Origin of the sequence: Nitratireductor rhodophyticola, assembly GCF_019891355.1 — a bacterium.
In the GTDB taxonomy this organism is placed as follows: Bacteria; Pseudomonadota; Alphaproteobacteria; order Rhizobiales; family Rhizobiaceae; genus Nitratireductor; species Nitratireductor rhodophyticola.
In genome coordinates this window covers 198,802-225,785 of sequence record NZ_JAHSSF010000004.1, presented here as the reverse complement: position 1 = coordinate 225,785, position 26,984 = coordinate 198,802, and the positions used below count along the sequence as shown (strand labels likewise).

At 61.6% G+C, this 26,984-nt stretch carries 27 protein-coding genes; 21 read left to right on the top strand and 6 right to left on the bottom strand.

What is annotated here, in order from left to right; translation table 11 throughout:
• Positions 1-11 precede the first annotated feature (11 nt).
• Both KUG85_RS16540 and KUG85_RS16535 read left to right on the top strand, forming a co-directional pair.
• Positions 12-836 carry a DUF3100 domain-containing protein gene (locus KUG85_RS16540; RefSeq protein ID WP_223006109.1) on the top strand — a complete coding sequence of 275 codons (825 nt, stop codon included), beginning with the start codon at positions 12-14 and terminating at the stop codon, positions 834-836.
• 2 nt (positions 837-838) lie between these two features.
• The gene (locus tag KUG85_RS16535) at positions 839-1,315 is read left to right on the top strand and encodes a hypothetical protein (protein ID WP_065815672.1); all 477 of its coding nucleotides are present in this window, start codon (positions 839-841) and stop codon (positions 1,313-1,315) included.
• A 197-nt stretch (positions 1,316-1,512) separates the two neighbouring features.
• Here KUG85_RS16535 and KUG85_RS16530 read toward each other — a convergent pair whose 3' ends face one another.
• The 4 genes from KUG85_RS16530 to KUG85_RS16515 all read right to left on the bottom strand — a co-directional run bounded on the left by KUG85_RS16530 (position 1,513) and on the right by KUG85_RS16515 (position 5,040).
• A complete protein-coding gene (locus tag KUG85_RS16530; RefSeq protein WP_223006108.1) occupies positions 1,513-2,298 on the bottom strand; it encodes an ABC transporter permease in 786 nt (261 codons plus the stop codon).
• Complete coding sequence (locus KUG85_RS16525) at positions 2,298-3,092, bottom strand: ABC transporter ATP-binding protein (protein ID WP_065815670.1); 795 nt, start codon at positions 3,090-3,092, stop codon at positions 2,298-2,300. The genes KUG85_RS16530 and KUG85_RS16525 overlap by 1 nt, the downstream gene beginning before the upstream one ends.
• Complete coding sequence (locus KUG85_RS16520) at positions 3,089-4,093, bottom strand: ABC transporter substrate-binding protein (protein ID WP_223006107.1); 1,005 nt, start codon at positions 4,091-4,093, stop codon at positions 3,089-3,091. The genes KUG85_RS16525 and KUG85_RS16520 overlap by 4 nt, the downstream gene beginning before the upstream one ends.
• A 116-nt stretch (positions 4,094-4,209) precedes the next feature.
• Complete coding sequence (locus KUG85_RS16515; RefSeq protein WP_223006106.1) at positions 4,210-5,040, bottom strand: IclR family transcriptional regulator; 831 nt, start codon at positions 5,038-5,040, stop codon at positions 4,210-4,212.
• Between the two features lie 68 nt (positions 5,041-5,108).
• On the opposite strand from KUG85_RS16515, the gene KUG85_RS16510 reads away from it, so the two are divergent.
• Positions 5,109-6,056: a cupin domain-containing protein gene (locus KUG85_RS16510; RefSeq protein WP_223006105.1), complete on the top strand. Its 948-nt coding sequence runs from the start codon at positions 5,109-5,111 to the stop codon at positions 6,054-6,056.
• A gap of 262 nt (positions 6,057-6,318) precedes the next feature.
• Here the strand turns inward: KUG85_RS16510 and KUG85_RS16505 are convergent, their stop codons facing one another.
• A complete protein-coding gene (locus KUG85_RS16505) occupies positions 6,319-7,449 on the bottom strand; it encodes an FAD-dependent monooxygenase (RefSeq protein ID WP_223006104.1) in 1,131 nt (376 codons plus the stop codon).
• A 243-nt stretch (positions 7,450-7,692) separates the two neighbouring features.
• On the opposite strand from KUG85_RS16505, the gene KUG85_RS16500 reads away from it, so the two are divergent.
• From KUG85_RS16500 to KUG85_RS16430, 15 genes are read left to right on the top strand one after another with little or no spacing between them, the layout of a single operon-like run.
• The gene (locus KUG85_RS16500; protein ID WP_223006103.1) at positions 7,693-7,995 is read left to right on the top strand and encodes a recombinase-like helix-turn-helix domain-containing protein; all 303 of its coding nucleotides are present in this window, start codon (positions 7,693-7,695) and stop codon (positions 7,993-7,995) included.
• Positions 7,985-8,755, top strand: a complete 771-nt coding sequence (locus KUG85_RS16495; protein ID WP_223006102.1) for an ABC transporter ATP-binding protein — start codon at positions 7,985-7,987, stop codon at positions 8,753-8,755. Before KUG85_RS16500 ends, KUG85_RS16495 begins: the two co-directional genes overlap by 11 nt.
• Positions 8,756-8,782: 27 nt before the next feature.
• Positions 8,783-9,757, top strand: a complete 975-nt coding sequence (locus tag KUG85_RS16490; RefSeq protein ID WP_007010778.1) for an ABC transporter substrate-binding protein — start codon at positions 8,783-8,785, stop codon at positions 9,755-9,757.
• On the top strand, positions 9,754-10,584 hold the full coding sequence (locus KUG85_RS16485; protein ID WP_223006101.1) for an ABC transporter permease: 831 nt from the start codon (positions 9,754-9,756) through the stop codon (positions 10,582-10,584). The genes KUG85_RS16490 and KUG85_RS16485 overlap by 4 nt, the downstream gene beginning before the upstream one ends.
• A gap of 51 nt (positions 10,585-10,635) precedes the next feature.
• Positions 10,636-11,682: a Rieske 2Fe-2S domain-containing protein gene (locus tag KUG85_RS16480; RefSeq protein WP_255606457.1), complete on the top strand. Its 1,047-nt coding sequence runs from the start codon at positions 10,636-10,638 to the stop codon at positions 11,680-11,682.
• Positions 11,682-12,416 carry an SDR family oxidoreductase gene (locus tag KUG85_RS16475; RefSeq protein ID WP_223006100.1) on the top strand — a complete coding sequence of 245 codons (735 nt, stop codon included), beginning with the start codon at positions 11,682-11,684 and terminating at the stop codon, positions 12,414-12,416. Before KUG85_RS16480 ends, KUG85_RS16475 begins: the two co-directional genes overlap by 1 nt.
• A 7-nt stretch (positions 12,417-12,423) precedes the next feature.
• Positions 12,424-13,236 carry an alpha/beta fold hydrolase gene (locus tag KUG85_RS16470; protein ID WP_223006099.1) on the top strand — a complete coding sequence of 271 codons (813 nt, stop codon included), beginning with the start codon at positions 12,424-12,426 and terminating at the stop codon, positions 13,234-13,236.
• Between the two features lie 20 nt (positions 13,237-13,256).
• The gene (locus tag KUG85_RS16465) at positions 13,257-14,183 is read left to right on the top strand and encodes a VOC family protein (protein ID WP_223006098.1); all 927 of its coding nucleotides are present in this window, start codon (positions 13,257-13,259) and stop codon (positions 14,181-14,183) included.
• Positions 14,183-14,971 (top strand): SDR family oxidoreductase, encoded by a 789-nt coding sequence (locus KUG85_RS16460; RefSeq protein ID WP_065815661.1) that lies wholly within the window; start codon positions 14,183-14,185, stop codon positions 14,969-14,971. Before KUG85_RS16465 ends, KUG85_RS16460 begins: the two co-directional genes overlap by 1 nt.
• A 10-nt stretch (positions 14,972-14,981) precedes the next feature.
• Positions 14,982-16,655 carry a thiamine pyrophosphate-binding protein gene (locus tag KUG85_RS16455; RefSeq protein ID WP_065815660.1) on the top strand — a complete coding sequence of 558 codons (1,674 nt, stop codon included), beginning with the start codon at positions 14,982-14,984 and terminating at the stop codon, positions 16,653-16,655.
• Positions 16,656-16,671: 16 nt separating this feature from the next.
• Positions 16,672-17,484 (top strand): aspartate dehydrogenase, encoded by an 813-nt coding sequence (locus tag KUG85_RS16450; RefSeq protein WP_255606456.1) that lies wholly within the window; start codon positions 16,672-16,674, stop codon positions 17,482-17,484.
• A 13-nt stretch (positions 17,485-17,497) separates the two neighbouring features.
• A complete protein-coding gene (locus KUG85_RS16445) occupies positions 17,498-18,991 on the top strand; it encodes an aldehyde dehydrogenase (RefSeq protein WP_223006096.1) in 1,494 nt (497 codons plus the stop codon).
• Positions 18,988-20,238 (top strand): FAD-dependent oxidoreductase, encoded by a 1,251-nt coding sequence (locus tag KUG85_RS16440; RefSeq protein ID WP_223006095.1) that lies wholly within the window; start codon positions 18,988-18,990, stop codon positions 20,236-20,238. The genes KUG85_RS16445 and KUG85_RS16440 overlap by 4 nt, the downstream gene beginning before the upstream one ends.
• A complete protein-coding gene (locus tag KUG85_RS16435) occupies positions 20,235-20,702 on the top strand; it encodes a flavodoxin domain-containing protein (protein ID WP_007009590.1) in 468 nt (155 codons plus the stop codon). Before KUG85_RS16440 ends, KUG85_RS16435 begins: the two co-directional genes overlap by 4 nt.
• Entirely contained in the window at positions 20,702-21,301 is a 600-nt protein-coding gene (locus KUG85_RS16430) for a pentapeptide repeat-containing protein (protein WP_223006094.1), read from the top strand. Before KUG85_RS16435 ends, KUG85_RS16430 begins: the two co-directional genes overlap by 1 nt.
• Here KUG85_RS16430 and KUG85_RS16425 read toward each other — a convergent pair.
• Entirely contained in the window at positions 21,292-22,110 is an 819-nt protein-coding gene (locus tag KUG85_RS16425; RefSeq protein ID WP_065815654.1) for an IclR family transcriptional regulator, read from the bottom strand. The two genes, KUG85_RS16430 and KUG85_RS16425, sit on opposite strands and share 10 nt — an antisense overlap.
• Positions 22,111-22,645: 535 nt before the next feature.
• On the opposite strand from KUG85_RS16425, the gene KUG85_RS16420 reads away from it, so the two are divergent.
• The 3 genes from KUG85_RS16420 to KUG85_RS16410 are packed head-to-tail and all read left to right on the top strand — an operon-like array spanning position 22,646 to position 26,984.
• On the top strand, positions 22,646-23,917 hold the full coding sequence (locus tag KUG85_RS16420) for a hypothetical protein (protein WP_223006093.1): 1,272 nt from the start codon (positions 22,646-22,648) through the stop codon (positions 23,915-23,917).
• 29 nt (positions 23,918-23,946) lie between these two features.
• The gene (locus tag KUG85_RS16415; RefSeq protein ID WP_223006092.1) at positions 23,947-25,911 is read left to right on the top strand and encodes a vWA domain-containing protein; all 1,965 of its coding nucleotides are present in this window, start codon (positions 23,947-23,949) and stop codon (positions 25,909-25,911) included.
• A complete protein-coding gene (locus tag KUG85_RS16410; RefSeq protein WP_223006091.1) occupies positions 25,908-26,984 on the top strand; it encodes a hypothetical protein in 1,077 nt (358 codons plus the stop codon). The genes KUG85_RS16415 and KUG85_RS16410 overlap by 4 nt, the downstream gene beginning before the upstream one ends.

Here is a 26,984-nt window from a genome sequence, read left to right as displayed (position 1 = left end):
AGGGGATCTCTATGGAGAAGACGAAAGACATACTGCTGGACTGGCGCCTTCATCTGAGCGTGCTGGTCATTACCATCATCGCAGAGGCCATTGGCGTGGTCGCCGTGCCGATCGGCATCGGGTCGATCCTGCTTCTGCCTCTGCTCTACGCCTTCGTGATGGGGCTGGTTCTCAATCCCAATGTCATTCGCAAAGTCGAAGGCTGGATGGGAGAGCGCGAGGTTCGTGCCGCATCACCGCTGATCGTGATCGCGATCATGCCGTTCATCGCCAAGTTTGGCACGATTATCGGTCCGTCGATGGAAAAGATCATCGCTGCGGGACCGGCGCTGATCCTGCAGGAACTCGGCAATCTGGGCACCATTCTGCTTGCCTTCCCGGTTGCCGTTCTGCTTCTCGGCATGGGGCGCGAGGCGGTGGGCGCCACGTTCTCCGTCGCACGGGAGCCGAACATTGCGATCATCGCCGACAAATACGGGCTGAAATCCGCCGAAGGCGCAGGAGTCATGGGCGTCTATGTGATCGGCACGCTGTTCGGGACCTTTATCTTTGCCATTCTCGCCTCGCTTCTGGCGACGTCGGGCTGGTTCAGCATCGAGGCGCTGGCCATGGCGTGTGGCATCGGGTCGGGTTCGATGATGGCGGCCTGTTCGGGCGCATTGTCTCACGCTGTCCCGGCCATGGAAGAACAGATCCTCGCACTGGCCGGGGCCAGCAATGTGTTGACCTATGCGACCGGGCTTTACCTGTGCATCTTCGTCGCCCTGCCGGTGACCGAGAAACTCTATGACCTTCTGGGCCGAAAAGAGCCCGTAGCCAGCAACGCCGGAGAGTGATCATGAGCACTGCTGAACTTCCTGTGGACTACGAAGCGGAAACGAAGCCCGATCTGGCGCAGCACGCGGTGCTTCTCATCGCCGTTTCCCTCATCGCGCTGGTGGGCAATACCGTCGCCACGGACGCAACCGTCATGCAGGGGCTGGTCGGTCTGGCTGTCCTCTACGTGATCGCGATGGTCGGTCTCGTCCTGACTCATGTCGTGCCGGTCGGTCTGCCGTCGGTCGCCTGGATCTCGCTGGTTGGCATTCTTGTTACCCTGCCATGGACGCCCGGCAGTGCCTGGGTTCTGGACAAGGTCAGCCACGTCAACTTCCTGACGCTCGCAACGCCTTGCCTTGCATATGCGGGTATCGCCATCACACGCCGCGAGATTTCGATCGCCAGGTCTTCCGGCTGGAAGCTCTTCATCGTGGCCGTGTTCGTGATGACAGGCACGTATCTCGGGTCGGCAATCATAGCAGACCTGTTCCTTTGACGGCGTCTGCGGCTGCTGCCATGGTGTGGCAGCCGCAGAGCGTCAATTCAGTTGCGGGGCAGGGCCCCGAGCTGACTTTGGCCTGAGTTTCCATGCCAGACCGCCTCGGCGTTTCACGGTATCGATGAGGCGGTCTGGTTGGCGGTTCTCATGCTATTCGTGAAAGAAGAGCGGTTTCCGCGTTTCCTGGAACGGCTTTAACTATCCCGGGACTTACCCGCCACGGAAGCGTGCCAGGGGGTTAGCCAGCCACGCAGTTGGGCGATCAGTGTATACAGCGTGAGGCCGATCAGTGTCAGCAGCACGATAACGGCGAAAAGCCCGGGCACCTGCAGCTCCTGCAGCATGGCAACGGCGAGGTAGCCGAGCCCCTCATTGCCGCCGATAAACTCGCCGACAATGGCCCCGATCATTGACATCACCACGGCCACTTCCATGCCAGCCAGGACGACTGGCAGGGCGGTGGGCAGGTCGAGCATGGTGAAACGCTGAACCGGATTTGCCTGCAGCATGGTGAAGACGTCCCGATCACCGGGCTCGACCGAGCGGAACGCAACCAGCGCGTTCGAGAAAACCGGAAAAAAGGCGAGAGCCGCAGCAATGACGATCTTCGATTCGAGACCGAAGCCAAACCACAGTATGAAGAGCGGTGCGAGGGCGATCTTGGGGATCAGTTGCAGGCACACGATGAAGGGCTTGAAAGCCCATTCGAGCATCTGCACGCGGGCCATTGCCATTCCAAGCGAAATCCCCAGAACAACGGCAATGAGAAAGCCGGAAACGGCCTCGGTCACCGTGACGAGGGCGTGGCCCCAGATGTCCGGATCGCTTACGAGGCCGATGAAGGCCGAAACGATCTGCATCGGTGTGGGCAGGATGAATGCGGAGACCTCTGCGGTGTGCACATAAACCGTCCAGGCAATCAGGAAAGCAAAAACGGTTGCGGTCGGTAGCGCTATGCGGATGAACCGGTCGGTGCCCATCAGTGGCCTCCTGTCAGGCTGGCGCGCAGACGCACAAGCATGTCCTGAAACTCGGGTTTGCGTTGAAGATCAAGCGTGCGAGGACGCTCGAAGGGCATTTCGATCACCTCGGTGATGCGGGCCGGTCTGGACGCAAGCACCACAACGCGATCCGAAAGGAATGCCGCCTCGGTGATGGAATGCGTGACGAGAATGGTGGTGACCTGCGCCTTGGCGCAAACGGACATCAGCTCCATGTTCAGTGTGTCGCGCGTCATTGCGTCAAGCGCGCCGAAAGGCTCGTCAAGCAGCAAGACCTGGGGTTCGGTGATCAGTGCCCGTGCCAGCGATGCACGCTGGCGCATGCCGCCGGAGAGCGCGGAGGGGCGGGCCTTCTCGAAACCTTTCAGGCCCACCGTCTCACACAGCGTGTGTGCGCGTTCTTCCCGTTCCGCTTTTTTGACGCCCCGCAGGCGCAGGGGCAGGGCAACGTTCTCTGCCACACTGAACCAGGGGAAAAGACGCGCCTCCTGAAACATCATCGAGACGGGGCGTGTGGCTTCCGACGATCTTTTGCCGCCTTCCCAGACGGACCGGTTGCGCACGATGATTTCCCCTTCGCTCGGCTGTTCCAGGCCGGCGATGATGCGCAGGAGCGTGGTCTTGCCGCAGCCCGACGGGCCGAGCAGGGATATGAAATCGCCCCGCTGCATGTCGAGCGTCGCGTCACCGATGGCACGGACGGCGTTTTCGCCCTGGCCGAAGGTTTTGCCGATACCCACGATGCGGATATCGGCAGTATTCTCGATGTTCATGCTTTCAGAGCCTGGTCCAGAAGGTTGTTGGTGTAGAGCTCGCTCGCCGGTACGGCCTTATCGATGAGCTTGGCGTCGGCGAGCAGACCCACGGCGCGTTCCCACACTTCCGGAACGTTGCGCAGGATGTTTTCCTTGCCCTTGGAGGCCCAGTTCTGCGCATTGGTGTGCAGATCCTTCTGGGCGGTTTCCGTATTGTTGAGGCCGGTCACATCGTGCTTCTCACCGATTTTAGCAAGGATCGGCGTCAGGTCTTCCGCGTCGACGATCTCAGCAGCTGCACGGTGCGTTGCTCGCAGGAAGGAGATGAATTTGTTCGGGTTTTCGGCGATCTCATCGGGTCGCGCGACGTAGACTTGGCCGGGCATGCCGTCGTCGATGGGCATGACTTCGACGTCGTCGCGCGCCGAGCTGGCAATGATCATGGATGAGGTATTGCCGAGAAATGCACCGGCGCGGCCCGCTTCGATCAGCGCGAACGAGGCGGCGGAATCGGCGACCTTCACCTTGTTCACCGTGTCCGGTGAGGCACCGGCTCCTGTCATCATCAAGTCGAGCGTGCCTTCCATCGAGCCGCCAAGTGTCGCCATGCCGACTGTGCGTCCTTCGAGGTCAGCGATCGTCTTCACCGGATTTTCCTTGGAAGACAGAACGAAGAAGGGCGACCGCTGGGCGATCGTTGCGATCGAGATAAGCGGGGCGTCATTGTTCACGCGTGAAACGATATAGTTTGTGCCGCCGGTGCGTCCGGCGTCCATCTGCCTGGCGATCGTCATCTGGGCAGCGAGAGCCGCACCCTTGCCAGCCTGCAGGTTCATGGCCAGGCCTTCTTCGGCGTAGTAGCCGGCCGCATCGGCATAGATGACCGGCGCAAAGGCCAGTGAAAGCGTGAACGGTGTGATGAAGTTGAAGCTGTCCTGCGCATGGCTTCTGCCCGGAAAGGACAGCATGGCTGCACTCCCCATAGCACCCAGCATCAGGTTGCGTCTTGTCAGTTTCATGAGTTGCGCCCCTCTGTTCATATTTGAACGTAATGTTCAATTTAATCTAAGCCCAAATCGCAGGCCGTGGCAAGAGTGGGCTTGATCGGTCGGCACAACCGGGTGGCTCACCGCATTCAGGTGCCCGTGCTCTCCTGGAGGGGGTAGGCGGGCGTGCCACCCAGCAACCGTGTGATGGCGGCTGCGGTGCGCACCACCTCGTCTCGAATGCTGGTGTCAATGCTGTCGACACGGTCGGCGGAGGCTGACTGGGTGGCATTGATGGCGGCCACGACATTCCCCTCAATGTCGCGCACCGGTGCGGCTATGCTGGCAATCCCTGTTTCGAAACTACCGATCTGGACAATTGCCGGCGTGCCGCGATCCCGTTGCCACTGCGCGACGAGTTCGCCCAGACTGCGTGGGGTCTGGCCCGGCGCGTTCTGATAGGTCTCGTCGCGGTAAAGACGCACCAGGTCGCTTTCGCTGAGGTCGGCGAGAAGCACGCGACCCATCGTGGTGCCGGCTGCCGGAAGGCGGCTACCGACATGGACGATGCTTGCAAGGCCCATATGGCTGGGAACACGCAGCATGTAGAGGACGAAGCGTCCATCGCGTACACCCAGATGCGCCGACCAGTCCGTCCTGTCGCGGAGTTTTTCGAGTTCCGGCAGGGCCACTTCGACCAGCTCGCGGGTCGCAAGATAGCCGTAGCCAAGGCGCAGAACTGCAGGGCCGAGCGTGTAGCGCCCTGTCTGCGGGTTGTGCAGAAGGTAACCCTGCTGGGCGAGTGTGTAGACGGTGCGAAACGCTGCGGATCGCGTCGTTTGAAGTCGGCGGGCTATGTCGGAGAGTGTCATTTCACGATCTTCAGGGGTGAAAGACTGCAGCGCCTGTAGCCCGCGGATCAAACCGGGGACGAGATATTTGTCGTCGGAGTGAGACGGTGTGATAGGTGTTTTATCCATAAAACAGTGTCTAGCAGGTAAAATTCGCCTCCACTAGCCTTCTCGCACTTCACGCGAAAGGAAAGCCCATGACGATACATACGACCGCCACTTCGGCCCTGGCGCAGGAACTTGCAGCCCATACAGGCCGCTTTACGGACAAGACGTTTGACTGGAATGCTTTCCCGTCAAATGCCGGGTTCGATGATCTGGCCCGGGCACAGATGCGTTACATCGGTGCCGGAGGCTCTCCAAAGGTTGGCGACACGTCAACCATGAAGCCGGATCATTTCACCTTGAGCCTGATCTACAAGGAACCGGGAAAATACGCTGCCTGCCACAGCCATGAGATTGAGGAGAGTTTCCTCATCATCGACGGTGTGCTTGTGGTTGGCTGGGAAAAGGACGGCGAGGTCGTCGAGGTCAAGCTCGGTGCCAAGGACATGATCCTCAATGCCCGTGAGATCGGCCACGGCTTCCGCAATGATGGCGTCACGCCGGTACTGATGTCCATTTCGGTCGATGTCGGCAAGCCGCTGCCGCCGGTCTATCACTATCATCCGAAGGAGCATCCGGCGGAATTGGCGCGGAGTTTTGGTGCCGAGCCCGGCAAGACGTTGCCTTTCGATCGCAACGGCAGCCACCCGCTGCAGAAGCTGATGGCGCAGTATGTGGTGCGTCACAACGAACTGCCGACAATCTGGGAAAAGGCGGGCTTCACCCGCAAGGTCTATGTGGGTGAGGGCGGCATTGCCCACGACACCTGCCGCAAGGAGATGCTGGGCATCCCTTCGGGCGTCGGCATCAAGCCGATCGTTCGCGATGTGGAAGACGCCTATCTCGTTCTCGAAGGCGCGCTGATTGTCGGCTGGGAGGAGAATGGCGAGACCGTTGAGGTTGAGCTTGGGCCACGCGATCTGGTCAAGACGCCTGCTGGCCGCAAGCACTGGTTCCGCAACAACTCCGCCGCTCCGGCCACAGTGTGGTCGGTTGTCGGATCGGCTCAGGCTGACGGCATAGTCTACGAGGCTGCCTAGGCGCCCGGCCTGCGCAGAAAGACCGCACCCAGCCCATGCAGGCTGGGTGCGCGCCATCACTGGTTTAGAAACAGTCGGAGCGGTTTCCAGGCAAAAATTTGCCATGCGGCCGGGGTCAAGACGTTTGAGCTCAACCACCTCGTACCGGGGCTTCGACCCTGAGGAGAGCGTCAAGGGTGGGATTGCAGCGGCGCAAACCATGAATGCCAGCGCCGTTCCGGTGCCGCCGCGCCGGCACCGGATATGCTACTCCGAATTGAGATCAGGCGCCTTCAGAGAGAGCCGCCTCCCAGGCGTCGTATCCGTAGACCCAGTCCGCGTTCGAGCCCTTTTTCAGCCAGTTGTTGGCGAGTGATCCCTCCTGCACCCTGGCGGTTCTGGGGATGCGTGCAGCTTCATAATGTTTGAAGGCCTCCGAAACCGTGTCCGGCACAGCGCCGCTCAGGGCGCGTGCCAGCACGACCGCATCCTCGATCGCCATGCAGGCACCCTGCGCCATGAATGGCACCATGGGGTGTGCAGCATCGCCCAGAAGCGTGATGCGTCCCTTGGACCAGCGCTGCATCGGTTCGCGTACATGCAATGCGGAACGGGTGACGCTTTCGCAGGCATCCAGCAGGGCGCGTGCTTCAGGGTGAAAATCGGCATAGGCTTCGCGCAACTCGCCGATATCGCCCGGCAGCGTCCATCCTTCTTCCGTCCAGTCGTCCTGCGGTGTGGTGGCGAAGACGAAAATCTCGCTGCCGAGGTTGAGCGGGAAGGTAACGATCTGGCGTTCAGGCGTCGGTCCCCACCATTTCGTGAACGAGTCGAGATTGGGGATGTTGCCGCCCCGCTCGCGCGGGAAAACGGCGCGATAGGAGACCAGGCCGGTGAACCGGGGGTGATCTTCGCCGAACAGTGAATGCCGCACCGCCGAGTGAATGCCGTCGGCGCCGATCAAGGCGTCTGCTTCAAACCGCGTGCCATCGGAGAGAATGGCGACCGCGCCGCTGCCGCCTTCTTCGGCCGCGATGACCTGTGTGGCGAAGCGGATCGTGTTCTCCGTCAGGGCGTTTTCCAGCGCAGCGAGCAGATCTGCACGGTGAATGGTGAGCTGGGGCGCACCGTAGCGCTCTTCCGCTGCGGTGCTCATTGGCAGACGTGAGGTTTCCTCTCCTGTATCCCAGGTTCGGCTGATGCGATATTCGGGGCGTGCCGCAGTCGTTCGCAGCAATTCGCCGATACCCAGCCCGTCGAGTGCGTGCACGGCATTCGGGGTAAGATTGACGTCGGCGCCAATGCGGCCAAAGGCGCGCGCGCGCTCGAAAATCGTGACGTCGAGTCCCTGTTTCTGCAGTGCGATCGCGGCGGCCATTCCGCCGACGCCGCCCCCGGCTATGCCGATCTTCATTCAGCTCACTCCCGAAATGTTCAAATAAGAACTATAAGTTCAAAAAATAACGGTATTGCGCTGGGCTGGCTCTGTCAACGCAGTCCGGCCTGTCACGCAACCTTCCGGAGGTCCGACCGGGTGCGCAATCCCACGATTTCGATCCTGCCAGAGGGGCGCCGGGAGGCCGCTTGACACGGGGTCATCGATCCGTCATTCTTATTTTGAACAATATGTTCTTATTTGAACACATGGGAGGAGAAGATGGACGCCTTCAATGATCGCCTGTCGCAGCGCGCCTTCGATACGGGGCGTCCCGGGCTGGAGCATCAATGTCGCGGGCGTGAGCTGGACGAGCGTGAGAACGCGCTGGCCGATGCTCTGATGACGATCTACGCCACGGGCGAGCACGACTTCTCCATGGTTGCGCGGGAGTTGGCGGAAAAGAACGTCGTTGCCCCTCGCTCCGGCAGGACCGACTGGACCGAAGCGCTTCTGGCTGAAGAGTTGCAGGCGACGAACAGGGAGCTTGATGCAGCTTACGAGGCCAGCGGCTATGGCGCTTGAGTTTCGTTCCGTCACCAAGGAGTTCACAACGGGGACAGGGCAAAGCCTCGTCGCCGTCAACGACATCAGCTTCCGGGTGAACGAGGGTGAGTTTGTCTCGGTTGTCGGGCCTTCAGGCTGCGGCAAGAGCACCATTCTCAGCATGACCGCGGGCCTTTACCAGCCGACGCGCGGGGAGGTTTATGTCAGCGAAGAACCGGTGGCGGGCCCGAACGCGCATGTCGGTTTCATGCTTCAGAAGGATCTGCTTCTGCCCTGGCGTGACATCGTTTCAAACATTGAATTCGGACTTGAAGCGCGCGGCGTTGCCAAATCGGAACGCCGGGATCGGGCCATGATCGAACTGAAGCGCTGTCATCTGGCGGGGTTCGAAAACCATTACCCCTACCAGTTGTCTGGCGGCATGCGTCAGCGCGCGGCGCTGGCTCGCACGCTTGCGATCAAACCGGAAATCGTCCTGCTGGACGAACCGTTTTCTGCACTCGATGCGCAGACCAAGCTTCTGCTCCAGAACAGTTTCGCGGGCACCATCTCGCAGACCGGCAAGACAACGCTGCTGATCACGCATGACCTGTCGGAGGCGGTGCTGATGTCCGACCGCATTCTCGTCCTTTCCGAACGACCGGGCACCATCGTGACGGAGATCAAGGTTGATTTGCCGCATCGCGAAGAACCGCTTCGCCGCAGGGTGATGCCCGAGGTCAGCGATTACGCAGCCCAGATATTCAAACACCTGAAACTCGAAGAAAAAGCCATCTGACTGGCACTAAGCAAAAGGGGAATTTTGATGAGACGCATGCTTCAGTCGGCTCTCGCCGCTGCTCTTCTCACGGCTTCAGCCGCTACGGTCTTTGCCGCTGAAAAGGTGACATATCTTTTCCCAGCACCTGATTTCCTTCCCGCCTTCGCGCCCTTTCAGCTCGCCAAAAGCAAGGGCTATTTCGAGGCTGCAGACCTCGACGTGACCTTCCAGGTTGGCAAGGGCGGTGCGGACGTGGCCACGCAGGTGGCTGTCGGGAATGCCGATCTTGGCGGAGGCATCGGGGACACACCCATCATCGTGCGCGCCAACGGGCTTGATATTCGCGGCGTGGCCCTGCTCGGCGGCCGTGGTCTGACGCAGCTTGCGTGGCGCAAGGACAGTGGCATTACCGGGCCGGCCGATCTGAAAGGCAAGTCGATCGGTGTGCTCTCCTTCCAGGACACCACTTACTACAATCTTCTGGCGGTGCTCGCCTCCGCCGAGATGACCAAGGCCGATGCCGACATTCAGGCGGTTGGAGCAGGTGGCATCATCCAGCTCACCATCGCCGGAAACCTGCATGCCATGTCGGGCGTGCCCGAATGGATTGCAGCGATCGAGGCGGCTGGCGTTGAAATGGAGCAGATGCCGGTTGATGAGGTCTTTCCGGCCATGGCGCAGGCGATTATCGCCTCCGACAAGACGATCCAGGAACGCCCCGAAGTGGTGCGCGGCTTTGTCGGCGCAGTCCTGAAAGCGGTCGGCGACATTGCGGCAGATCCGGCGCAGGCCGCCAGGGACTACGTTGCCGCCGTGCCGCAGCACGCCGGCAAGGAAGCTGAGATCGAGGGCATTCTGCGGTCCTATGCAACGCTGGTCTATCCGGAAGGTGAGAACCAGCCGCTCGGTGCATTCGACCCGGAGCGCATCGCCAGTGTGCAGGCCTTCTATGTCGACAACGGCATTGTCCAGACCGCGGTTCCGGTCGAGGACCTCTACACAAACGAATTCGTCCAATGACACAGGTCAGTTCGATGGAGACCGGGGCAGGGGCCCCGGTCAAGGCGGCGAAACCCATCATGACTTCACGGCGCAGCACGCTCCTGGCAAGCCTAGGCCTTCTGGTTCTGGTCCTGCTCGCATGGCAGTTCCTGCCGCCGGCACTTGGTGTTCCGAAATTCATCATCCCGACGGTCACAGACTGCCTTGCCGAAATGAAGCGCATGCTGCTTCAGGAAGGGCTCGTTGGCCACACGCTCTCGACGGCACTTTATACGGTGCTCGGCTTTGCCATTGGCAGCCTGCTTGGCGCTGTGATCGGCTATCTGCTCGGTATGTCGGAGTTCTGGGAGAAGGTTCTGTCACCCTACATTCTGGCGCTGCAGATCGCACCGAAAGTGGCCTTCGCACCGCTCTTCATCATGTGGTTCGGCTACAACGCCATGCCAAAGCTTCTGGTGACGGTGCTGATCGTCTTCTTCCCCGTTCTGGTCAATGTGCTTCAGGCCATGCGGACGGTCGATCGCGATCTCGTCAATCTGGCGCGCGCCTACAACCTTTCCCGCTGGGGCATCTTTCTGAAGGTCGAAATGCCTTCCACCATGCCCAATCTGATGGCCGGGCTGCGGATCGCATCGACACTGGCCGTGATCGGCGTGACGGTTGGTGAGCTGGTTGGCGGAAACACCGGCCTCGGATTCCTGATCTCCTACGGAGGCGGGCAAGCCAATGCGGCCATGGTCTTCAACGCCATCGTTCTGCTCACCGTGATCGGCTTTCTGCTCTACGCGGTGCTCGTGCGGATTGAGGAACGGGTGCTGCATTACCTGCCCAAGGCCCAGCACTAGCAGGGCCTCACACAATCACTGTCGACGGAAGCGGGAGGCTTTCGGATATCCATGACGGAGACGGACATGACAGCCATGGACAAGAAATCGCTCATTGAGGATCGGGTGAACAGCGGCCTGCGCGGCCAATGGTACCCGGTTGCCAAATCGGTTGAGGTTAAAGCGTCGAAGCCCTATGGAACGAGGCTTCTGGGAGAGAAGATCGTTCTTTGGCGCGATGCGGAGAACAGGCTCCGCTGTGTCGAGGATTTCTGTCCCCATCGCGGCGCTCCGCTTTCCTATGGCGAAATCCATGAGGGCAATATCGGTTGCCGTTATCATGGCGTTGTCGTCAATGGAGAGGGCGTGGTGGTGCGGGTTCCGGCCATGCCCGAATGCGCGCTGGAGGGGCGCAAGGCGCTCAAATCCTTTGAGGTGCGGGAGGCAGGCGATGCCGTGTTCGTCTACGTGCCATCGGCCGAACAGCCCGAAGCGCCGGACCTGGCGCTGCCCAGGGAACTGACGGACGATGCGTGGACGGGTTTCCTTTGCACGGGTGTCTGGGAAACGAACTATCGCTATGCGCTCGACAACCTCGCCGACCCCATGCATGGCTGCTATCTGCATGCCGAGAGCTTTACGCTCGCCTTCGGTTCCAAACAGGACCTGATGAAGCTGGACAAGACCGATGCGGGTTTTCGCGTCAGCCGGGTTGGCCAGGTCGGCGAGAACTTCGACTGGACCGAGTTCGAGGTGCATTCAGGCTCGATGTTCTGCTTTCTTGAAATTCCGTATCCGCCGGCGGCGGGGCCGGGCGGTGTTTTCCGCATCATCGGTTTCGTGACCCCGGTGGATGCGACCACCTGCAAGGTTTTCTTCTGGCGTATGCGCAGGGTTTCTGGCCTCGCGCGTGACAGCTGGCGCTTCCTCTATCGCGCCCGGCTGGAAAAGACGCACTGGGACGTGCTCGAGCAGGATCGGGTCATGCTGGAGGGAATGCCCGACGACGCGCGCAAGCGCGAAATGCTCTACCAGCACGATCTGGGTGTTTCCCGCGTTCGGCAAATCCTGACGCGTGCTGCGAAGAGCCAGATCGAAGCCGAGATGGCTGCCGAGTGATGGTTGAGGGACGAACCATACTGGTTACGGGTGCCGCACACGGACTTGGCGCCGAGATTGCCCGCCACCTTGCCAAGAACGGTGCGCGTCTCGTTCTCGCCGACATCGCCGAGGAGGAGGGCCGCGCGATCGCTGATGAGTGTGGTGCGCGCTTCATTTTTGTTGATCTGGCCGATCCGGCGTCAATCCGGGCTGTTGGGCGGATCCTCGCCGAGCAGGATGGTGTCCTGCATGGCCTCGTCAACAATGGCGCAATCGCCACAGGTATAGGCGGCATCCCGTTCGAGGAAATCGACATCGACAGCTGGGACCGGGTGATGCAGGTCAATGTGAGGGGCACGTGGCTGATGACGCGTGCAGTGACACCGTTGCTGAAGGCGTCGGGCTCGGGCCGCATTGTCAATGTCGCGTCCGATACGGCGCTCTGGGGTGCGCCACGCCTGATGTCCTACGTGGCCAGCAAGGGCGCTCTCATGGCGATGACACGCTCGCTGGCGCGCGAGCTTGGGCCGGACCGTGTCGGAGTGACGGCGATAGCACCCGGCATCCTCACCACGGAATCGACCGGCTACGTGCCGGAAGCCCGCCACCGGCTCTACGCGGAAGGTCGCGCCGTGCCGGGGGCGCAGGGGCCGGGTGAAATTACCGAAATCGTCGCCTTCCTGCTTGGCGAGGGTGCGCTGACGCTGACGGGGCAGACGCTGCCGGTAAACAACGGCTTTGTTTTCAATTGAGGCGGTGATGACGTTTGAAGTCAATGAATCGGGTGGGATCGAGTATCTGGAGCGGCCAGGCGAGGGTGGTCCCGTTCTTGTACTGCTGCACGGGGTTGGCTCGAATGCAGCGTCCTTCATGCCGCTTTTGCCACATCTGTCGAGGGGGTGGCGGGTAATCGCCTGGAATGCGCCGGGTTATTGCGGTTCGGCTCCGCTCGACACCGACTGGCCGTTGGCGGGCGACTATGCGGCGGCGCTCGAAGCGTTCCTCGATCGGCTGGATCTCCAGCGGGTCCTGCTTGCGGGACATTCGCTCGGCTGTCTGATGGCGGCGTCCTTTGCCTCGACGCACAGAAACCGGGTCGAACGCCTGCTGCTCAGCTCTCCGGCGCTTGGCCATGGCGTGCCACGGGGAGCCGCACTGAGTGCCGCTGCCCAGGCGCGCATCGATGATCTACAGACTCTGGGTCCGGAGAAGTTCGCCGATCTTCGGGCGCCGAGGCTTGTCTATGCGCCTGACGACAACAGAGACATCGTCGCGCGCGTGCGCGACGGGATGGCAAAGGTCAGCGTGCCGGGCTACCCGCAGGCCGCTCGCATGCTGGCCTCCGGTCGGCTGCTTGACGATGCCGAACGGCTCCAGGTGCCCACCGATGTCATTGTTGGGGCAGAGGATGTCGTCACCCCGCCGGAATCGGCCCGCCGGGCCCATGCGGCCCTTCGTGATCCCTGGCGTGGATCGCTCACATTCGTGCCGGGCGCAGGACACGCTCTTTATCAGCAGGCCCCCGCCGCCTTTGCGGCGGCGCTGGATGCGCTCGCGGAAATCGTCGGCTGAGGCCGGGAGGAGGAACGATCATGGCAGAGACAATTCGCGTCGGCAGCCTTCGCGGCATCATGATGCGCGGACCCGGCATCACGAGCACGCTGCCCTTTTACGAGGACATGTGGGGCCTGAGCCTTGCCCATAAGGAGGATGGTATCGCGCTTCTGCGCGGCACCGGCGAGGAGCCGTTTCTCTACGGGCTTAAGGATGGGCCGGTCTATGGCATCGAATATGTCCACTTTGCCATGCCTGACCGGGCATCGATGGATGCACTCTATCGGCAGGTCATTGCGCGCGGCGGCATCGCGCTCGCGGAACCGGACCTCTTTGACGACTACGCCGGCGGATACGGTTTCGAGATGCTCGACCCCGACAACCGCCGTCTCCGTTTCCGCACCGAGGCGCTCACGCATGATGAGGAGCCCGAATGGGCCAAGCCGCGCAAGGTGAGCCATGTGGTGCTGAACACCCCGGACATGGACGGCGTGCAGGAATTCTACACGCATGTGCTGGGCTTCCGCGTTTCGGACTATTCAGCCGATCAGATGGTGTTCCTGCGTTGTAACTCGGATCACCATTCGATCGCCCTGGTCCGTGGGAACTATGCCAGCGTCAACCACGTCGCATTCGAGATGCCGTCCATTGACGAGTTCATGCGCGGTATCGGCCGCATGAAGCAGAAGGGGCATGTGCCGACCTGGGGGCCGGGGCGGCATGGGCCCGGCAACAATCCCTTCGCCTATTTCGTTTCCCCATCAGGTTTCGTCATCGAGTTCACCTCCGAATTACAGCAGATCGACGAAACGACCCATGAAGCCCAGGTCTGGCCGCGCGACAAGCCTGAAGCCATGGACCGATGGATGACGGCCGGCCCGCCGACGCCGGCGCAACGCGCGGTGATGCAGGGCCGCCCGGATCCCGGTTTCCCTGAACTCGCGCCCGCCAGGAGCAAGATCTGATGCACTACGGATACGATGGAAAAGTCGCTGTGGTCACGGGCGGTTCGTCCGGCATCGGGCTGGCAACGGTCGAGACCCTGCTCCAGTCCGGTGCGAGCGTGGCGCTGTGCGCGCGCACCGAAAGCCGGCTTAACGATGTGGCGGCCGTCCTCATCCGCGACCACGGGGAGGAGCGTGTCTTTGCGCGTGCGTTGTCCGTTCTGGAACCGGATGCGGTAAAAGATTTCGCCGGTTCGGTGGAAGCGCGCTTTGGCCGCTGCGACCTGCTTGTCAACAATGCCGGGCAGGGCCGTATCTCCACCTTTGAAGACACGAGCGATGACGACTGGCGCGCCGAGTATGAGTTGAAGCTGTTCAGCCAGATTCATCCCACCCGCGCCTTCCTGCCGATGCTGCGTCGGGCAAAGGGCGCCATCGTCGCGGTCAACTCATTGCTGGCCTACCAGCCGGAACCACACATGGTCTGCACCTCCTCGGCGCGGGCCGGTGTGCAAAATCTTCTCAAGTCGCTGAGCGTGGAACTGGCGCCCGATGTGCGGGTCAATTCGGTTCTGCTTGGTCTTGTCGGTTCAGGGCAGTGGTCGCGCCGCTTTGCGGAGCGTGAGGACCAGAGCCAGAGCCGGGCTGAATGGTACGGCGCACTGGCGGCAAAAAAAGGCATTCCGCTCGGTCGCCTGGGCAATCCCGCGGAAGCCGCCGCGGCCATCGCTTTTCTCGGCTCGCCGGCGGCGAGCTACATCACAGGTGCTCAGCTCGAAGTGTCGGGCGGCCTGTCTCGTTACATTTGAGGGATACGGGATGAAACTCGAAACAATCACAGCCTCGGAGACGGTTGGCGAGCTCATCGCCCGCTATCTCGCAGAGATCGGCGTTACGACCGTGTTCGGGGTCATCTCCATTCACAACATGCCGATCCTGGATGCAATTGCACGTCAGGGCCGTATCCGGTTTGTGCCTGCGCGTGGTGAGGCCGGTGCCATGAACATGGCGGATGCCTTTGCACGCGTTTCCGGAGAACTGGGGGTCTGCATGACCTCGACGGGAACGGCCGCCGGCAACGCGGCAGGTGCACAGGCTGAGGCGCTTACGGCGGGTTCTCCGGTTTTGCACATCACGACTCAGGTCGATCTGGAGTTCGCGGATCGCGACCGGGCGGCCATCCATGACGTGCCACGGCAGCCGGAGATGCTGCGCGGCATCTCCAAGGCGGTGTTCCGTATGTGGGACGCCAATGGTGCGGTGGGAACCCTCACTGCGGCCGTATCGGCGGCACTCTCCGCGCCGACAGGCCCGGTCAGTCTGGAGATTCCCGTCGATGTTCAGCGCAGGGCCGCTCATCCGGCGACGCGCATTCACCTTCCGCAGCCAACCACGCCGATTGCCCCCGAGAGTGTGATCGATGAGATCGCCGAGCTGGTGAAGACGGCCAAACGTCCGCTTTTGTGGCTGGGTGGCGGTGCACGCGGGGCGGTCAGGGAGGCCACCGAGCTGATGCGTCGGGGCTTCGGCGTGGTTACCTCCACCAATGGTCGCGCGATCGTGTCTGAGGATGAGCCCGCGAGCCTCGGGGCGTTCAACATGACGCCGGAGGCCGTCGAGCTTTATGAAAGCTGCGATCTGATGATCGTCGTCGGCTCGCGTCTGCGCGGCAATGAGACCCGCAACAACAAGATGCCCTTGCCGCGCCCTCTCGTTCAGGTCGATGCCGACGCCGCGCAGGGCGGCCGCAACTATCCGGTCGAGGTTTTTGCCCATGGTGATGCCGCCGACACGCTGGCCCGCCTGCTCGCACGCCTGCCGGACACGCTCGACACAGATACCAACCTCTCTTTCGACATCGCCCGCACCCGCGCCGCTGCCGAAGGCCGCATGCGGGATGTTCTGGGACCGTATCGCATTCTTGCCGATACACTGGCTGAACGGGTGTTTTCTGACGCGCATCCGTGGGTGCGCGACGTGACCATCTCCAATTCCACGTTCGGCAATCGCTATGTGCGCATCGCCAGCCCCAATCTTGGCGTGCACGCGCTGGGTGGAGGTATCGGACAGGGGGTTGCGATGGGTGTCGGCGCGGCCCTTGCGTCGAAAGGGGCAAAGGCGATCACCCTTCTCGGCGATGGCGGAACCATGCTTGGTCTCGCGGAGATGATCACCGCCGTCGAGGAGCAGGCTCCCCTCGTTTATCTGCTGATGAACGACAAGGCCTACGGTGTCATCCAGAACATTCAGGACGCCCAATACGACAGTCGGCGTCATTATTCGGCGCTTGCCACACCGGATTTCGCGGAGTTCTGCAAAGCCATAGGCATGCCCCACCGGCTTGTCAGCGACATATCGGATTTCTCCGCAGCGCTGGACGAGGCTGTTGCAGCCAGCGGACCGCGTTTGATCGAAATCGACATGTGTGCCATCGGTCCGTTCAAGGAAGCGTTTGCCGGTCCGCCCGCCGGTGCTGCCGGCAAGGAGGCTTAGGGCGATGCGGCTTGGAATGATCGGCTTTGGGAACATTGCCCAGACCCTCTTGAAACAACTGGCGGAAACGCTCGATGGTCCGTTGGAGCTCCTGGCCGTCGTGGCACGGCCGGAAACCGCGGGCGAAACCGAAGCGCGCCTGAGAGCGGAATTCGGTGCACTGGTGGGTGAGCTCGTCGTCGTTACCGGCGCTGAAGCGCTTCTTCAGAAGAAGCCGAACCTCGTGGTCGAATGCGCCGGTCACGCGGCCGTTGTGGAACATGTCCCACCGGTGCTTCGCTCCGGCATTGATGTGGTCATCGTTTCCATTGGCGCATTGTCCGATGCGGCGCTGGAGGCCGAGTTGCGGTCGGCCGCCGGGGCGGGCGGCGCGCGCCTTGTCCTGCCGGCGGGTGCGGTTGGTGGCATCGATCTTCTGGCGGCACTTGGCGTTGCCGGCGGACTTGACGTGCGCTACCGCGGTTCCAAGCCGCCGCGCGCCTGGAGCGGCACACCCGCCGAAGAGACGGTTGATCTGGCGAACCTCACCGAGGCTGCAACATTCTTCACCGGGAATGCGCGCGAGGCCGCACGAGATTTTCCCAAGAATGCCAATGTCGCGGCAACGCTCGCTCTGGCAGGCGCAGGGTTTGAGGCAACCCGTGTGGAACTGGTGGCCGATCCGGCTGCACCGGGCAATATCCATGAATACTCCGTCACCTCGCCATTGGCGAAATACACCATGCGCATTGAGAACCTGCCGTCGGCGGGCAATGCCAGGACATCTGTTTCCACGGTCTACAGCGTGTTGCGGGAGATCCGGAACCGGATCGGTCCTGTGGCAATCTGAGAAGGAGGTGAGCATGATCGAGCTGCCGCAGAACAAACTGTTCATCGCCGGTGAATGGGAAGAGGGCACGGGCGCGGAGATCACCTCCGTCTTTCCCGCTGACGGCAGTGTCAATCGCGTGCTGCACGGTGCCAGCGTGGCGGATGGCGAACGCGCGATCGAGCGGGCCAAGCGTGCGCAGGCCGATCCGGCGTGGCGCAATCTGAAGCCGCACGAACGGGCGCGTTTCCTCTATGCCATCGCCGACGGCATTGAGGCCAATGCCGAGCGTATCGCCCATATCCAGAGCCGCGATACGGGCAAGACCCTGCGTGAGACAGGAGCGCTGGCAGCGTCCGCCGCCGGCACATTCCGCTATTTCGGCGCGGTGCTTGAAACCTCCGATGAAGCGCTGACCGCACAGCGGGGCGACGCGCTCACCATGTCGGTTCATGAACCGCTTGGTCTTATTGGTGCGATCACGCCGTGGAATTCGCCGATCGCCTCGGACGCCCAGAAGGTTGCACCAGCACTTGCGGCAGGAAACGCGGTTCTCCTTAAACCGGCGTCGTGGTCGCCGCTTGTCTCCCTGGAGCTGGCGCGCATCATCGAGGCTTCGGGGTTGCCGAAGGGGCTGTTCTCGGTGCTCCCGGGGTCGGGTCGTGAAATCGGCAATCTGCTTGTCGAACACCCTGACATCGCCAAGATCAGCTTTACGGGCGGAACCGATACCGGGCGGGCGCTGGCGGTAAAGGCTGCGCAGAAACTCATGCCGGTTTCCCTGGAGCTCGGCGGTAAATCGCCCACCATCGTCTTCGCCGATGCCGATATCGAACAGGCGCTTGCCGGTGTGTTGTTCGGCATTTTTTCCTCCACCGGGCAAAGCTGCATTGCTGGCGCGCGCCTGTTTGTCGAGCGGCCGATTTATGATCAATTTGTCGAGCGCCTCGTGGAGGCGACACGGCGTCTCAAGGTCGGTCATCCCTTCGACGCGGCGACACAGGTCGCTCCGATGGTGCATTTCGAGCATCGCAACAGTGTTGCCGACCATGTGGAAAGGGCGCGCAGGGAAGGGGCCGATATTTTGGTCGGGGGGCGCGCTCCTGCGGGTGCCGATTTCGACAAGGGCGCCTACTACCTGCCGACCATCCTCGCCGGTCTGGACAACACCGCGCGCATCTGCCGGGAGGAAGTGTTTGGCCCGGTCCTTGTCGTCCTGCCCTTCGATGATGAAGATGAGCTGATCGCCCAGGCCAACGACAATGAATATGGTCTTGCCTGTGGAATCTGGACCCGCGACTTTCCCAAAAGCTGGCGAGTGGGCCGGGCCATCAGCACCGGCACCGTATGGATCAATACCTACAAGCAGTTCTCCATCTCGACGCCCTTCGGTGGTGAGAAGGAGAGCGGGATGGGGCGCGAGAAGGGGCGCGAGGGCATTCGTGCCTATATGGCACAGAAGTCTTTCTACACCGACCTTTCGGGTGCACCGCATCCGTGGGCCGCAGCGACGGTGGGTGCATCATGAGCCGCGCTGTCGCCATTGTCGGCTCGGGGCCGTCCGGGTGCTATCTGGCGCAGGCGCTGCTGAAGGCGGCGCCCGACCTGAGGGTGGATCTGATTGATCGTCTACCCGTTCCCTACGGGCTGGTGCGTTATGGAGTGGCAGCCGACCATCAGGGCACCAAGGGCGTGATCAGGCAGTTCGAACGCGTGTTCGAGCGCCAGGGCGCAGGCTTTGTGGGCAATGTCACCATCGGCGAGGATGTGAGCCTCGAGGCCCTGCGCGAAGCCTATGATGCGGTCGTGCTCGCAGCCGGACTGTCGGCGGACCGAACGCTTGGCATTGCGGGTGAGGATTTGCAGGGTGTTCATCGCGCCGGCCAGTTGACACGGGCTCTCTATGAACATCCCGATGCCGCGCCGTTGCCTGAACTGGACTCTCGGGTCGTGATTATGGGCAATGGCAATGTCGCCATCGACATTCTTCGCCTGTTGGCCAAGACGCCGGAGGAACTGGCGGGGTCCGATCTGGGTGCAGCGCCGAGCGACTGGCTGGCGCGTTCAGGCATTGAGGAAATCCAGATTGTCGGCCGTTCGCCGGCATCGGCGGCGAAGTTTGATCCAGTCATGATCAAGGAGCTTGCGAAGCTAGAAGGCATCAGCATTCGCGTTCTTGGAGCTGACAGGAGCGATGATCCCGAAGCGGCAAAGAAGCTTGCCGCCCTTGAGGCGATCGATGGACATGGCTCCGGTGCGCGACGCATAACATTTCGCTTTGGTTTGACGCCGGTCGAGCTCTCGGGACCGGACGGACATCTGAAAGAAGCACGCTTTCTGGATGGAGAGGGCAACACAGTCATCCTGCCTTGCAGTGTCTTTATCACCGCAATCGGCTTTGGCGCGGAAGTCGGCCTGCCACGTGATCTTCTGATTGGGGAAGCGGTTGATCGGGAGGCAGGAGTTCTTGCTCCCGGGCTTTATGCGACCGGGTGGTTTCGCCGTGGGCCGCAGGGCACGATTCCTGACAATCGCGCCGATGCACAGCGTCTGGCGACCCGCATTCTGGATGACTTTGAGGGCGCCCCGGCACTGCCTGAAAAACCCGGACGGCAGGCTTTCTCCGACTGGGCCGGGGCGGTCGGCTATCACGGCTGGAAACGCATCGATGCGGCCGAGATTTCCAACGCACCTGAAAACCGCTGCCGTGCCAAGATCGCATCGCGCGATGCCATGCTGGCGCTGGCCCTTCAGAAAGAGGAGGTTTCACAATGAACATCATGCTTCTTTATGGCACCGAGACCGGCAATGCCGAAATGCTCGCCGAGGACATCATGTCAGAGCTTGAGGGCGACCATGAGGTCGAGTGCCGCAACCTGTCGGACTTTTCGCCCGACGAGTTCGATGCAGGCCGGCTGCACATGATCATCTGCTCTTCTTATGGCGATGGCGAACTGCCAGCCTCCGCTCAGCCTTTCGCCGAAGCGTTGAAAACGGCGGCACCGGACCTGAAGGGCATTCATTTCGGCATTTTCGGTCTTGGAGACCGCGAATATGAAGAGACCTTCGGTTTTGGCAGCGGGACTCTTGCGGAGCTGCTCATCGCCCACGGCGCGGTGCAGGTCGGAGAGCGCATCACACATGATGCTTCCGGCAGCGACATGGCTGAAGACGTGGCCTTTCCATGGGCGAGCCAGATCGTGACGCTGGCCGAGGAGAAAATCGGCGAGGTCGCGTGATGAAAGCGGCTGACATACGCGCATTGATCGCCGTTCCGTGGCAACACGGTGCGTGCGTTGACCTGTCGGGCGTCGTTTGTGAGGGGCGGCTTGACCTTGGTGGATTGGACATAACGGGGGTCAATTTCAGCGGCGCCTCATTTCCCGATGGGATCGATGCGACGCGGGCACGCTTTCTTGGGGTGAGCTGGTTCAGCGGGGCAGATTTTGGCAGCGCCGCCGGATTTACAAACGCGCTCTTTGCCAACGATGCCCGCTTCGAGAAGACCGTCTTTGCCGCTGAGGCGCTGTTTTCCGGCGCGGAGTTCCGGGGGATCGCACGTTTCGACCAGGCAGGCTTTCCCATGGGAGCCGATTTTCAGGAGATCGCCTGTTACGGAAATTTCTCACTCCACGGCGCTCGCATGGACCGGAAAGCCTCTTTCCGGCGGGCGGAGTGGCTGGGCGGCTTGTGGTGCGAGACGGTGCGCCTGCCCGAAAGCGCCGACTTTTCCGAGACACAGGTGCATGGCCGCCTGTGGCTGCGCCGTGCTCTTGTCGGAAGCGCGAAGTTGGAGAGCAGTTCCTTCGCGCTTTCTTACGGTTATGCTTACAGTTGATCGGCTGACCAGCCGCGATAGCCCAGAGCCTCGGACATCGCACGCGCGACTGCCTTGAGCTCATGCTCGATCTTCTCGGCGTGCGGCCCGTCCTCCGCGAACACGCTTGCGTGACCCGTCACATTGATGGCGCCGACAGCGCGTGCCTGGTGATCGTGGATCGCGACCGCCGCGGAACCGATCTCACGCTCAAAATTCGCTACGCTCCAGGCGATGCCGCGGGCGCGGTCGTTCTGCAGCTGCTTTTCGAGATCGGCAAGGGTCGTGCGTGTCTTCGTTGTGAAGGATTCCATCGTTTGCCCTGCGTAGAGCGAGCGCAGCGAAGCGGTTGGCAGTTCGGCAAGTAGAATGCGGCCGATCGTGGTCGCATGGGCGGGCAATCGCGTGCCCTCGCGCACGGTGCTGGCCAGGTGGGAATTGGGTGTTTCACGCGCGAGATAGACGATCTCGCGGCCTTCAAGAACGCCGAGATGCGCCGACAGGTTGAGTGCTTCGACGAGCTGCTTCAGAAACGGGCGCGCAACCTGAAGAATGCTGCGTTCGTTCAAAGCTTCCGAGGCAAGGGCGATCAGTCCGGTCCCAAGGCGGTATCCGCCATCGTCAGCAATCGGTTCGATGATGCTCTCGGCCTCGAGCGTCGCGAGCAGACGGATCAGCGTCGTCCGGTTGATGTCCAGCGTCTTTGCTGCATTGCTGATGTTGCGGCACCGATTTCCCGCTGCAATGTAGCGGAGCAGGGCGATTGCCCGGGTGACGGGTGGCACGACGTAAAGAGGTTCTTTGGTTTCGCTTTTCTGTGTTCCGGCCACGAGATGCCCCGTCGAATTGGTCTTATTTGGTCGCGTTTATCATATTTGAACACGCGGCAGTAGAGCGCTTTCCCACGCAATTTTCGGGAATCGTCGATTTGCGCAACGGTTCGATTTACCGGAGAAAGCCAGCCATTTGTACCGGGTGTTCGAGATTCCCGCCGCGCCGGCTTGTATGGGGCGCGTGCTGCGCAGCCGCTTCGATATGTGCGTGCAATGCGATTTCTCGGGTCCTGTTCATCGACCGTATCCTCTGACTATCGACCCCGCCGCTGCCGAACCGTGAAGCCGACCGCTGCGGGGAGGGCGGCTACCGCCTCGTTGCTATGACGGCTGTGAAGATTCCAGTCGGTCACTGAGTGTGCAGGAAATGCTCTCTCGCCAATGATGCCTCCCCCATATGAGGGACGGCAGCCGGTCTGAGGCGCGTTAGTCCCGGGTCACTGATGGATGACACGGATGGAGAAGACACCAGATGATCCGGCAGTTTGTAAGAAGGGCAACCTGCCTGGTTCGCTCGCTGTTGGTGAGCGCGATGCTCGTTGCGATATCGGCAGCGGTGGCAGGTGCACAAAGCAAAGCGGCGGATGAGATTGCCGCCCGAAGCGTGGTCCTCTCTCTTTATACGGTCAATTCCATGCTGGAACAGCAAGGTGCCGGGCTCGAGGCGGGAGGAACTGTGATGACATCGTTTCGCGCATTCCTGGCCCCCCAACTCATCGAAGCGATCGCTGCGGGCAGCGATGGATTTCGTCCTCTGGTCGGCGCGCATGAAGGCACGGTGGGCGATTATGAGTTGCGGATGGCAGCGGACCAGCCGGCAGAAGAGACCGTCATAGAGGCCGCGGTGAAGTCCCGGGGGGCTGTCCGATTGATTTCATTTGCGGTTGCGGGCTCGAACGGCCGTCCGTTGATAACGCGGATATGGGGTGATGGCTGGTCCCTGGGAAAGGGCAGTGCCGCAGCAATGCGCCCGGCTTCCGGGGCGCCCGGGCATTCTCCGAGCCAGGAGGAGCAGAAAGCTCTTGCAGCGGCGGATCGAAGCGGCACGGAGGCGGGCGATGGACGCGCTTCCGACGCTATGCTCCCCCTGCCGTATCAGGACGAATTCGATGGCGATACTCTGGGGCCCGAATGGGGCGTGATCGGGGAAGCCCCCGATGAATTCGTCGTTGAAAATGGCGTTGTCTATCAGATCGCGACGGGCGGGGACGACACGTTCCGCAATGAGGGCAGCGAAAACATCTTCCGGCTCGGCAAGGCGCCGGAAGGCGATTTTGATATGATGCTGACCGGGCTTCTCGAAGCCAAGACCGGGAGGGAAGGCGTCTGGCTGGGCCTCTATGAGGATTCGACGAACTTTCTTGCGGGCACGCTTCACGTCTACACCAGCGGCTGCGGCCCCTATCTGACCCTGAGGATCGTCAATCGGCAACATGTCGCCGGTGTCGAGGAACCCCTGACCAGCGAATTCCACGACAATCTCTTTGACAAGGGCCCCCTTCTGTCCAGCTACTGCAATGCCGGCAACCGGGAGATCGGCGACGCAATCCTGCAACGCCTCAACGAAACCGGCTTTTCACTGACCCTCTCCCGACGGGGGATTCTCCATTTCGCGACGGTCGAACTCGATCTTCCGGCCTTCGGCGACAATCCGGGCGGGCGTGTCAGCGTCACCACACGCAAAGTCGCGCGCACAACTGCCGCAGGCAGGCCCGCATTCATGCTGGGGCAGCTTCAACGGGCGGGGAATGGCGAGTCGGTCGCACAGTTCGACCGTTTTTCGATTTCTGCGCCGGTCAACTGACGGCGGCCATCATGATGGGATTTCCGGCCATGTTTCGTAATTCAGGAATTGCTCTTTGGACGCTGGCCAGTTCACTTCTGGCGGCATGCGGAGGGAGCGCTCAGGCGCAGGACATCAACGCGGCAGTTGCTCTTGTCGAGCAATTCATCGGCGCGCACAGGACCCATCTCGACACCATGCAGGGCCCGCTGCTCAACGATGCGCGTGCCGCTGCACCCTATGTGGTCGATGGACTGGCCGTGGACGGACTGCAGGGGCGCCTCGGCTTCGATCCGATCTACAATGCCCAGGATTTCGAGATCACCAACCTTCGGGTCTTCGCCGACCCGACCACACCAGTTCTGCGCGGCGCTGCACAGGTGCGTGTCAGCCTCGACAATTTCGGACAGCGTCAGGAGTTCGTCTACACGCTCGTACCGGTTGCACCCGACAATGCCTGGCAGATCTCCGACATTTATTCCGAGAACAGTGACTGGTCGCTTGCCGATATGGCAGCCAATCTCGGCATAGACCTCAGACGCCAAAACGGAAGCGAAGTGACCCTGCAAAACGTGGGTTTTCCCATCCCGTGTGCGTCCGCGTGCGGTCAACCTGTCAAAGCCGATGCGCAGGAGGGTCACGATCCGATTGTCGTCCCGGGAATGGAAGAGGGCGATCTGCCCGGCAACGGCATCAATCCCGCGGGGCGCAATCTTTTGCTCATTCTCGATGCGTCGGGTTCGATGTGGGGACAGATTGAAGGTGTCGCCAAGATCACCACAGCCCGTCAGGCGCTCACCGGAATCCTGGGCGATCTCGATCCAGCAACGAATGTAGGGCTGATGGCCTATGGCCACCGGCGTGAGGGAGACTGCTCCGACACTGAAATTCTCTATCCGGTTGCCAACTATGACGCGGGACGGCTCATCCCAGCAATAGAAGGCCTCTCGCCGCGCGGGAAAACCCCGATCGCCGGTGCACTGGAGCGGGCGGCTGCCGCCATGCCCGCTGCCGGCCAGTCTTCGAGCGTTCTTCTGATTTCCGACGGACTGGAAACCTGCGGTGGCGATCCGTGTGCTGCGGCGGCCCGGCTGGCCCAGTCGGGAATCGATACACGTGTTCACGTCGTTGGTTTCGATCTGAACGAGGAGGAGCACGCGGCGCTCCAGTGTATCGCCGAGAAGGGCAATGGCACCTATCATCCGGCAAACGATGCGCGAAGCTTCGTCGCTGCCGTCAAAGATGCGGTGCGGGAAACGGAGACTGTCACACCAGCGCCTGCCCCGGCGCCCGTCGCCCGGCCAACCGCTGAAACCGTGTTCGAGGAGACGTTCGACGGTCCGGCGCTCAATGCGGCGTGGCGGGTGGACAACCCGGCTGAAGAGCTAACCGCGTTCACCCCGCAGGGCGCACTCTTCGTTGCCGCGCTCGGCAGGGCACCCTATTTCACAAATCCAGAGGCAACGAACCGTTTCGTGCTGGATCGTCCCCTTCCCAAGGGAGATTTCGATCTTGTTCTGGATTTCAGGGTCAATGTGCAGACCAGGCGCGAGGGCGTCATGCTGTCGCTGTTTGAGGCCGCACACGAACAGATTGGGGCCCGCATGTGGCTTGAACCGAAGGGGTGCGGCACCCTGCTCAATCTCTCACTGGTCCGGACATCAGGTGCGGAGGACGACCCCGAGACGACCTCTTTCGATACCAACCTGCTAGGCGGTCCCTGGGTTGACGGTGTCTGCAATGCCGCTGGCCGCGAGCGGGGCGATGCCATTCTTGAGACCCTTGGCCGGGACGGTGCGCAACTGCGTCTCAAACGGCGTGGCCGGGAAATCACGGCTTCGCTGGAGATGCAGATGCCGGGCGAGGGCGAGGCGCTCTCCTACACGACCCGGTCGATCACAATGCTTCGGCTGTCGGGTGTCGCCAGCTTGCTGGGTGGCCACGGGCACAAGGCGCTGCCCGGTGAAAGCCATTTCGAGTTCGATCGTTTCGCAATCGAGGTGCCGCAACAATGACGCCCCGTCATTGTCTGATTTCCATCCTGCTGGCGACGGCCCTTGTCGGTGGTTCCATGCCCCGGGTCTGGGCGCAGGGCGAGATGTCGTTCACAGAGGAGGAGGCGGCAGAGGACGGTGAAAGCCTGTTCGACGAACTGGAGTCCGAGCAGAAGAACGAAGCCGTGCCCGACGGGGCGCGCACCGACTGGAGGGATGTTACCGATCGGGACATTCTCGGCTGCGCGGCGGGGTTCGGGTGCGAGGGGCTGGGTGTATCGCGGGACGACGCGGTGGTTCTGACGGGGCACGAAACCGCCGAGGGTGCGCGTAAGGCGTATCAGGAACAGTACGGAAATCGCGACGCAGATTCCACCGAGCAGGTTTCGGACAAGGACCCGTCGGCCGATGAAAATCGCGGCGATATGTCGTTCACCGAGGATGAGGTGTTCGAGGACGGTGAAAGCCTGTTCGATAAACTGGAGTCCGAGCAGGGGAATGAACCGGTTCCCGACGGGGGCCGCACCGACTGGAGGGACATTACCGACCGGGACGCTCTGGGCTGCGCAGCGGGGTTTGGGTGCGAGGGGCTGGGCGTATCGCAGGACGATGCGGTGGTTCTGACGGGGCACGAAAACGCCGAGGATGCGCGTAGGGCGTATCGGGAGCAGTACGGAAATGCGGACGCAGATCCCACCGGGCAGGACCTGTCGGTTGATGGAAATCGCGGCGAGATGTCGTTCACTGAGGACGAGGTGACAGAGGACGGCGCAAAAATGTCGTTCACTGAAGAAGAGGTGCAGGACCCCAAGGGGCAGGCCCCAATTGAAGACAGGTTCACGGATGCCGGGATTGCTTCATTCAGTCAGGAAGAAGACGAGCTATGGGCGTGCGCTGCAGGTTTTGGTTGCAAAGGCGCGGCCGCAGGTCTGACGCCCCATGAGGCCATGCATCGACTGGGTCTGCCCGAATATTCCTACAAATGGCCGCTGGCCGCGTGTGCAACCAGTGCGCCCGGCGCATGTGAGGAAATGGGAATCAGCTTGAAAGATGCGCTCCGGATCATGTCGCATCTGGCCAATCCCAACCGGTGA

Bases quoted from the DNA above. Each gene is read 5' to 3' on its own strand.
- KUG85_RS16540 (WP_223006109.1), top strand. From the start codon at position 12: ATGGAGAAGACGAAAGACATACTGCTGGACTGGCGCCTTCATCTGAGC.
- KUG85_RS16535 (WP_065815672.1), top strand. From the start codon at position 839: ATGAGCACTGCTGAACTTCCTGTGGACTACGAAGCGGAAACGAAGCCC.
- KUG85_RS16530 (WP_223006108.1), bottom strand. From the start codon at position 2,298: ATGGGCACCGACCGGTTCATCCGCATAGCGCTACCGACCGCAACCGTT.
- KUG85_RS16525 (WP_065815670.1), bottom strand. From the start codon at position 3,092: ATGAACATCGAGAATACTGCCGATATCCGCATCGTGGGTATCGGCAAA.
- KUG85_RS16520 (WP_223006107.1), bottom strand. From the start codon at position 4,093: ATGAAACTGACAAGACGCAACCTGATGCTGGGTGCTATGGGGAGTGCA.
- KUG85_RS16515 (WP_223006106.1), bottom strand. From the start codon at position 5,040: ATGGATAAAACACCTATCACACCGTCTCACTCCGACGACAAATATCTC.
- KUG85_RS16510 (WP_223006105.1), top strand. From the start codon at position 5,109: ATGACGATACATACGACCGCCACTTCGGCCCTGGCGCAGGAACTTGCA.
- KUG85_RS16505 (WP_223006104.1), bottom strand. From the start codon at position 7,449: ATGAAGATCGGCATAGCCGGGGGCGGCGTCGGCGGAATGGCCGCCGCG.
- KUG85_RS16500 (WP_223006103.1), top strand. From the start codon at position 7,693: ATGGACGCCTTCAATGATCGCCTGTCGCAGCGCGCCTTCGATACGGGG.
- KUG85_RS16495 (WP_223006102.1), top strand. From the start codon at position 7,985: ATGGCGCTTGAGTTTCGTTCCGTCACCAAGGAGTTCACAACGGGGACA.
- KUG85_RS16490 (WP_007010778.1), top strand. From the start codon at position 8,783: ATGAGACGCATGCTTCAGTCGGCTCTCGCCGCTGCTCTTCTCACGGCT.
- KUG85_RS16485 (WP_223006101.1), top strand. From the start codon at position 9,754: ATGACACAGGTCAGTTCGATGGAGACCGGGGCAGGGGCCCCGGTCAAG.
- KUG85_RS16480 (WP_255606457.1), top strand. From the start codon at position 10,636: ATGACGGAGACGGACATGACAGCCATGGACAAGAAATCGCTCATTGAG.
- KUG85_RS16475 (WP_223006100.1), top strand. From the start codon at position 11,682: ATGGTTGAGGGACGAACCATACTGGTTACGGGTGCCGCACACGGACTT.
- KUG85_RS16470 (WP_223006099.1), top strand. From the start codon at position 12,424: ATGACGTTTGAAGTCAATGAATCGGGTGGGATCGAGTATCTGGAGCGG.
- KUG85_RS16465 (WP_223006098.1), top strand. From the start codon at position 13,257: ATGGCAGAGACAATTCGCGTCGGCAGCCTTCGCGGCATCATGATGCGC.
- KUG85_RS16460 (WP_065815661.1), top strand. From the start codon at position 14,183: ATGCACTACGGATACGATGGAAAAGTCGCTGTGGTCACGGGCGGTTCG.
- KUG85_RS16455 (WP_065815660.1), top strand. From the start codon at position 14,982: ATGAAACTCGAAACAATCACAGCCTCGGAGACGGTTGGCGAGCTCATC.
- KUG85_RS16450 (WP_255606456.1), top strand. From the start codon at position 16,672: ATGATCGGCTTTGGGAACATTGCCCAGACCCTCTTGAAACAACTGGCG.
- KUG85_RS16445 (WP_223006096.1), top strand. From the start codon at position 17,498: ATGATCGAGCTGCCGCAGAACAAACTGTTCATCGCCGGTGAATGGGAA.
- KUG85_RS16440 (WP_223006095.1), top strand. From the start codon at position 18,988: ATGAGCCGCGCTGTCGCCATTGTCGGCTCGGGGCCGTCCGGGTGCTAT.
- KUG85_RS16435 (WP_007009590.1), top strand. From the start codon at position 20,235: ATGAACATCATGCTTCTTTATGGCACCGAGACCGGCAATGCCGAAATG.
- KUG85_RS16430 (WP_223006094.1), top strand. From the start codon at position 20,702: ATGAAAGCGGCTGACATACGCGCATTGATCGCCGTTCCGTGGCAACAC.
- KUG85_RS16420 (WP_223006093.1), top strand. From the start codon at position 22,646: ATGCTCGTTGCGATATCGGCAGCGGTGGCAGGTGCACAAAGCAAAGCG.
- KUG85_RS16415 (WP_223006092.1), top strand. From the start codon at position 23,947: ATGTTTCGTAATTCAGGAATTGCTCTTTGGACGCTGGCCAGTTCACTT.
- KUG85_RS16410 (WP_223006091.1), top strand. From the start codon at position 25,908: ATGACGCCCCGTCATTGTCTGATTTCCATCCTGCTGGCGACGGCCCTT.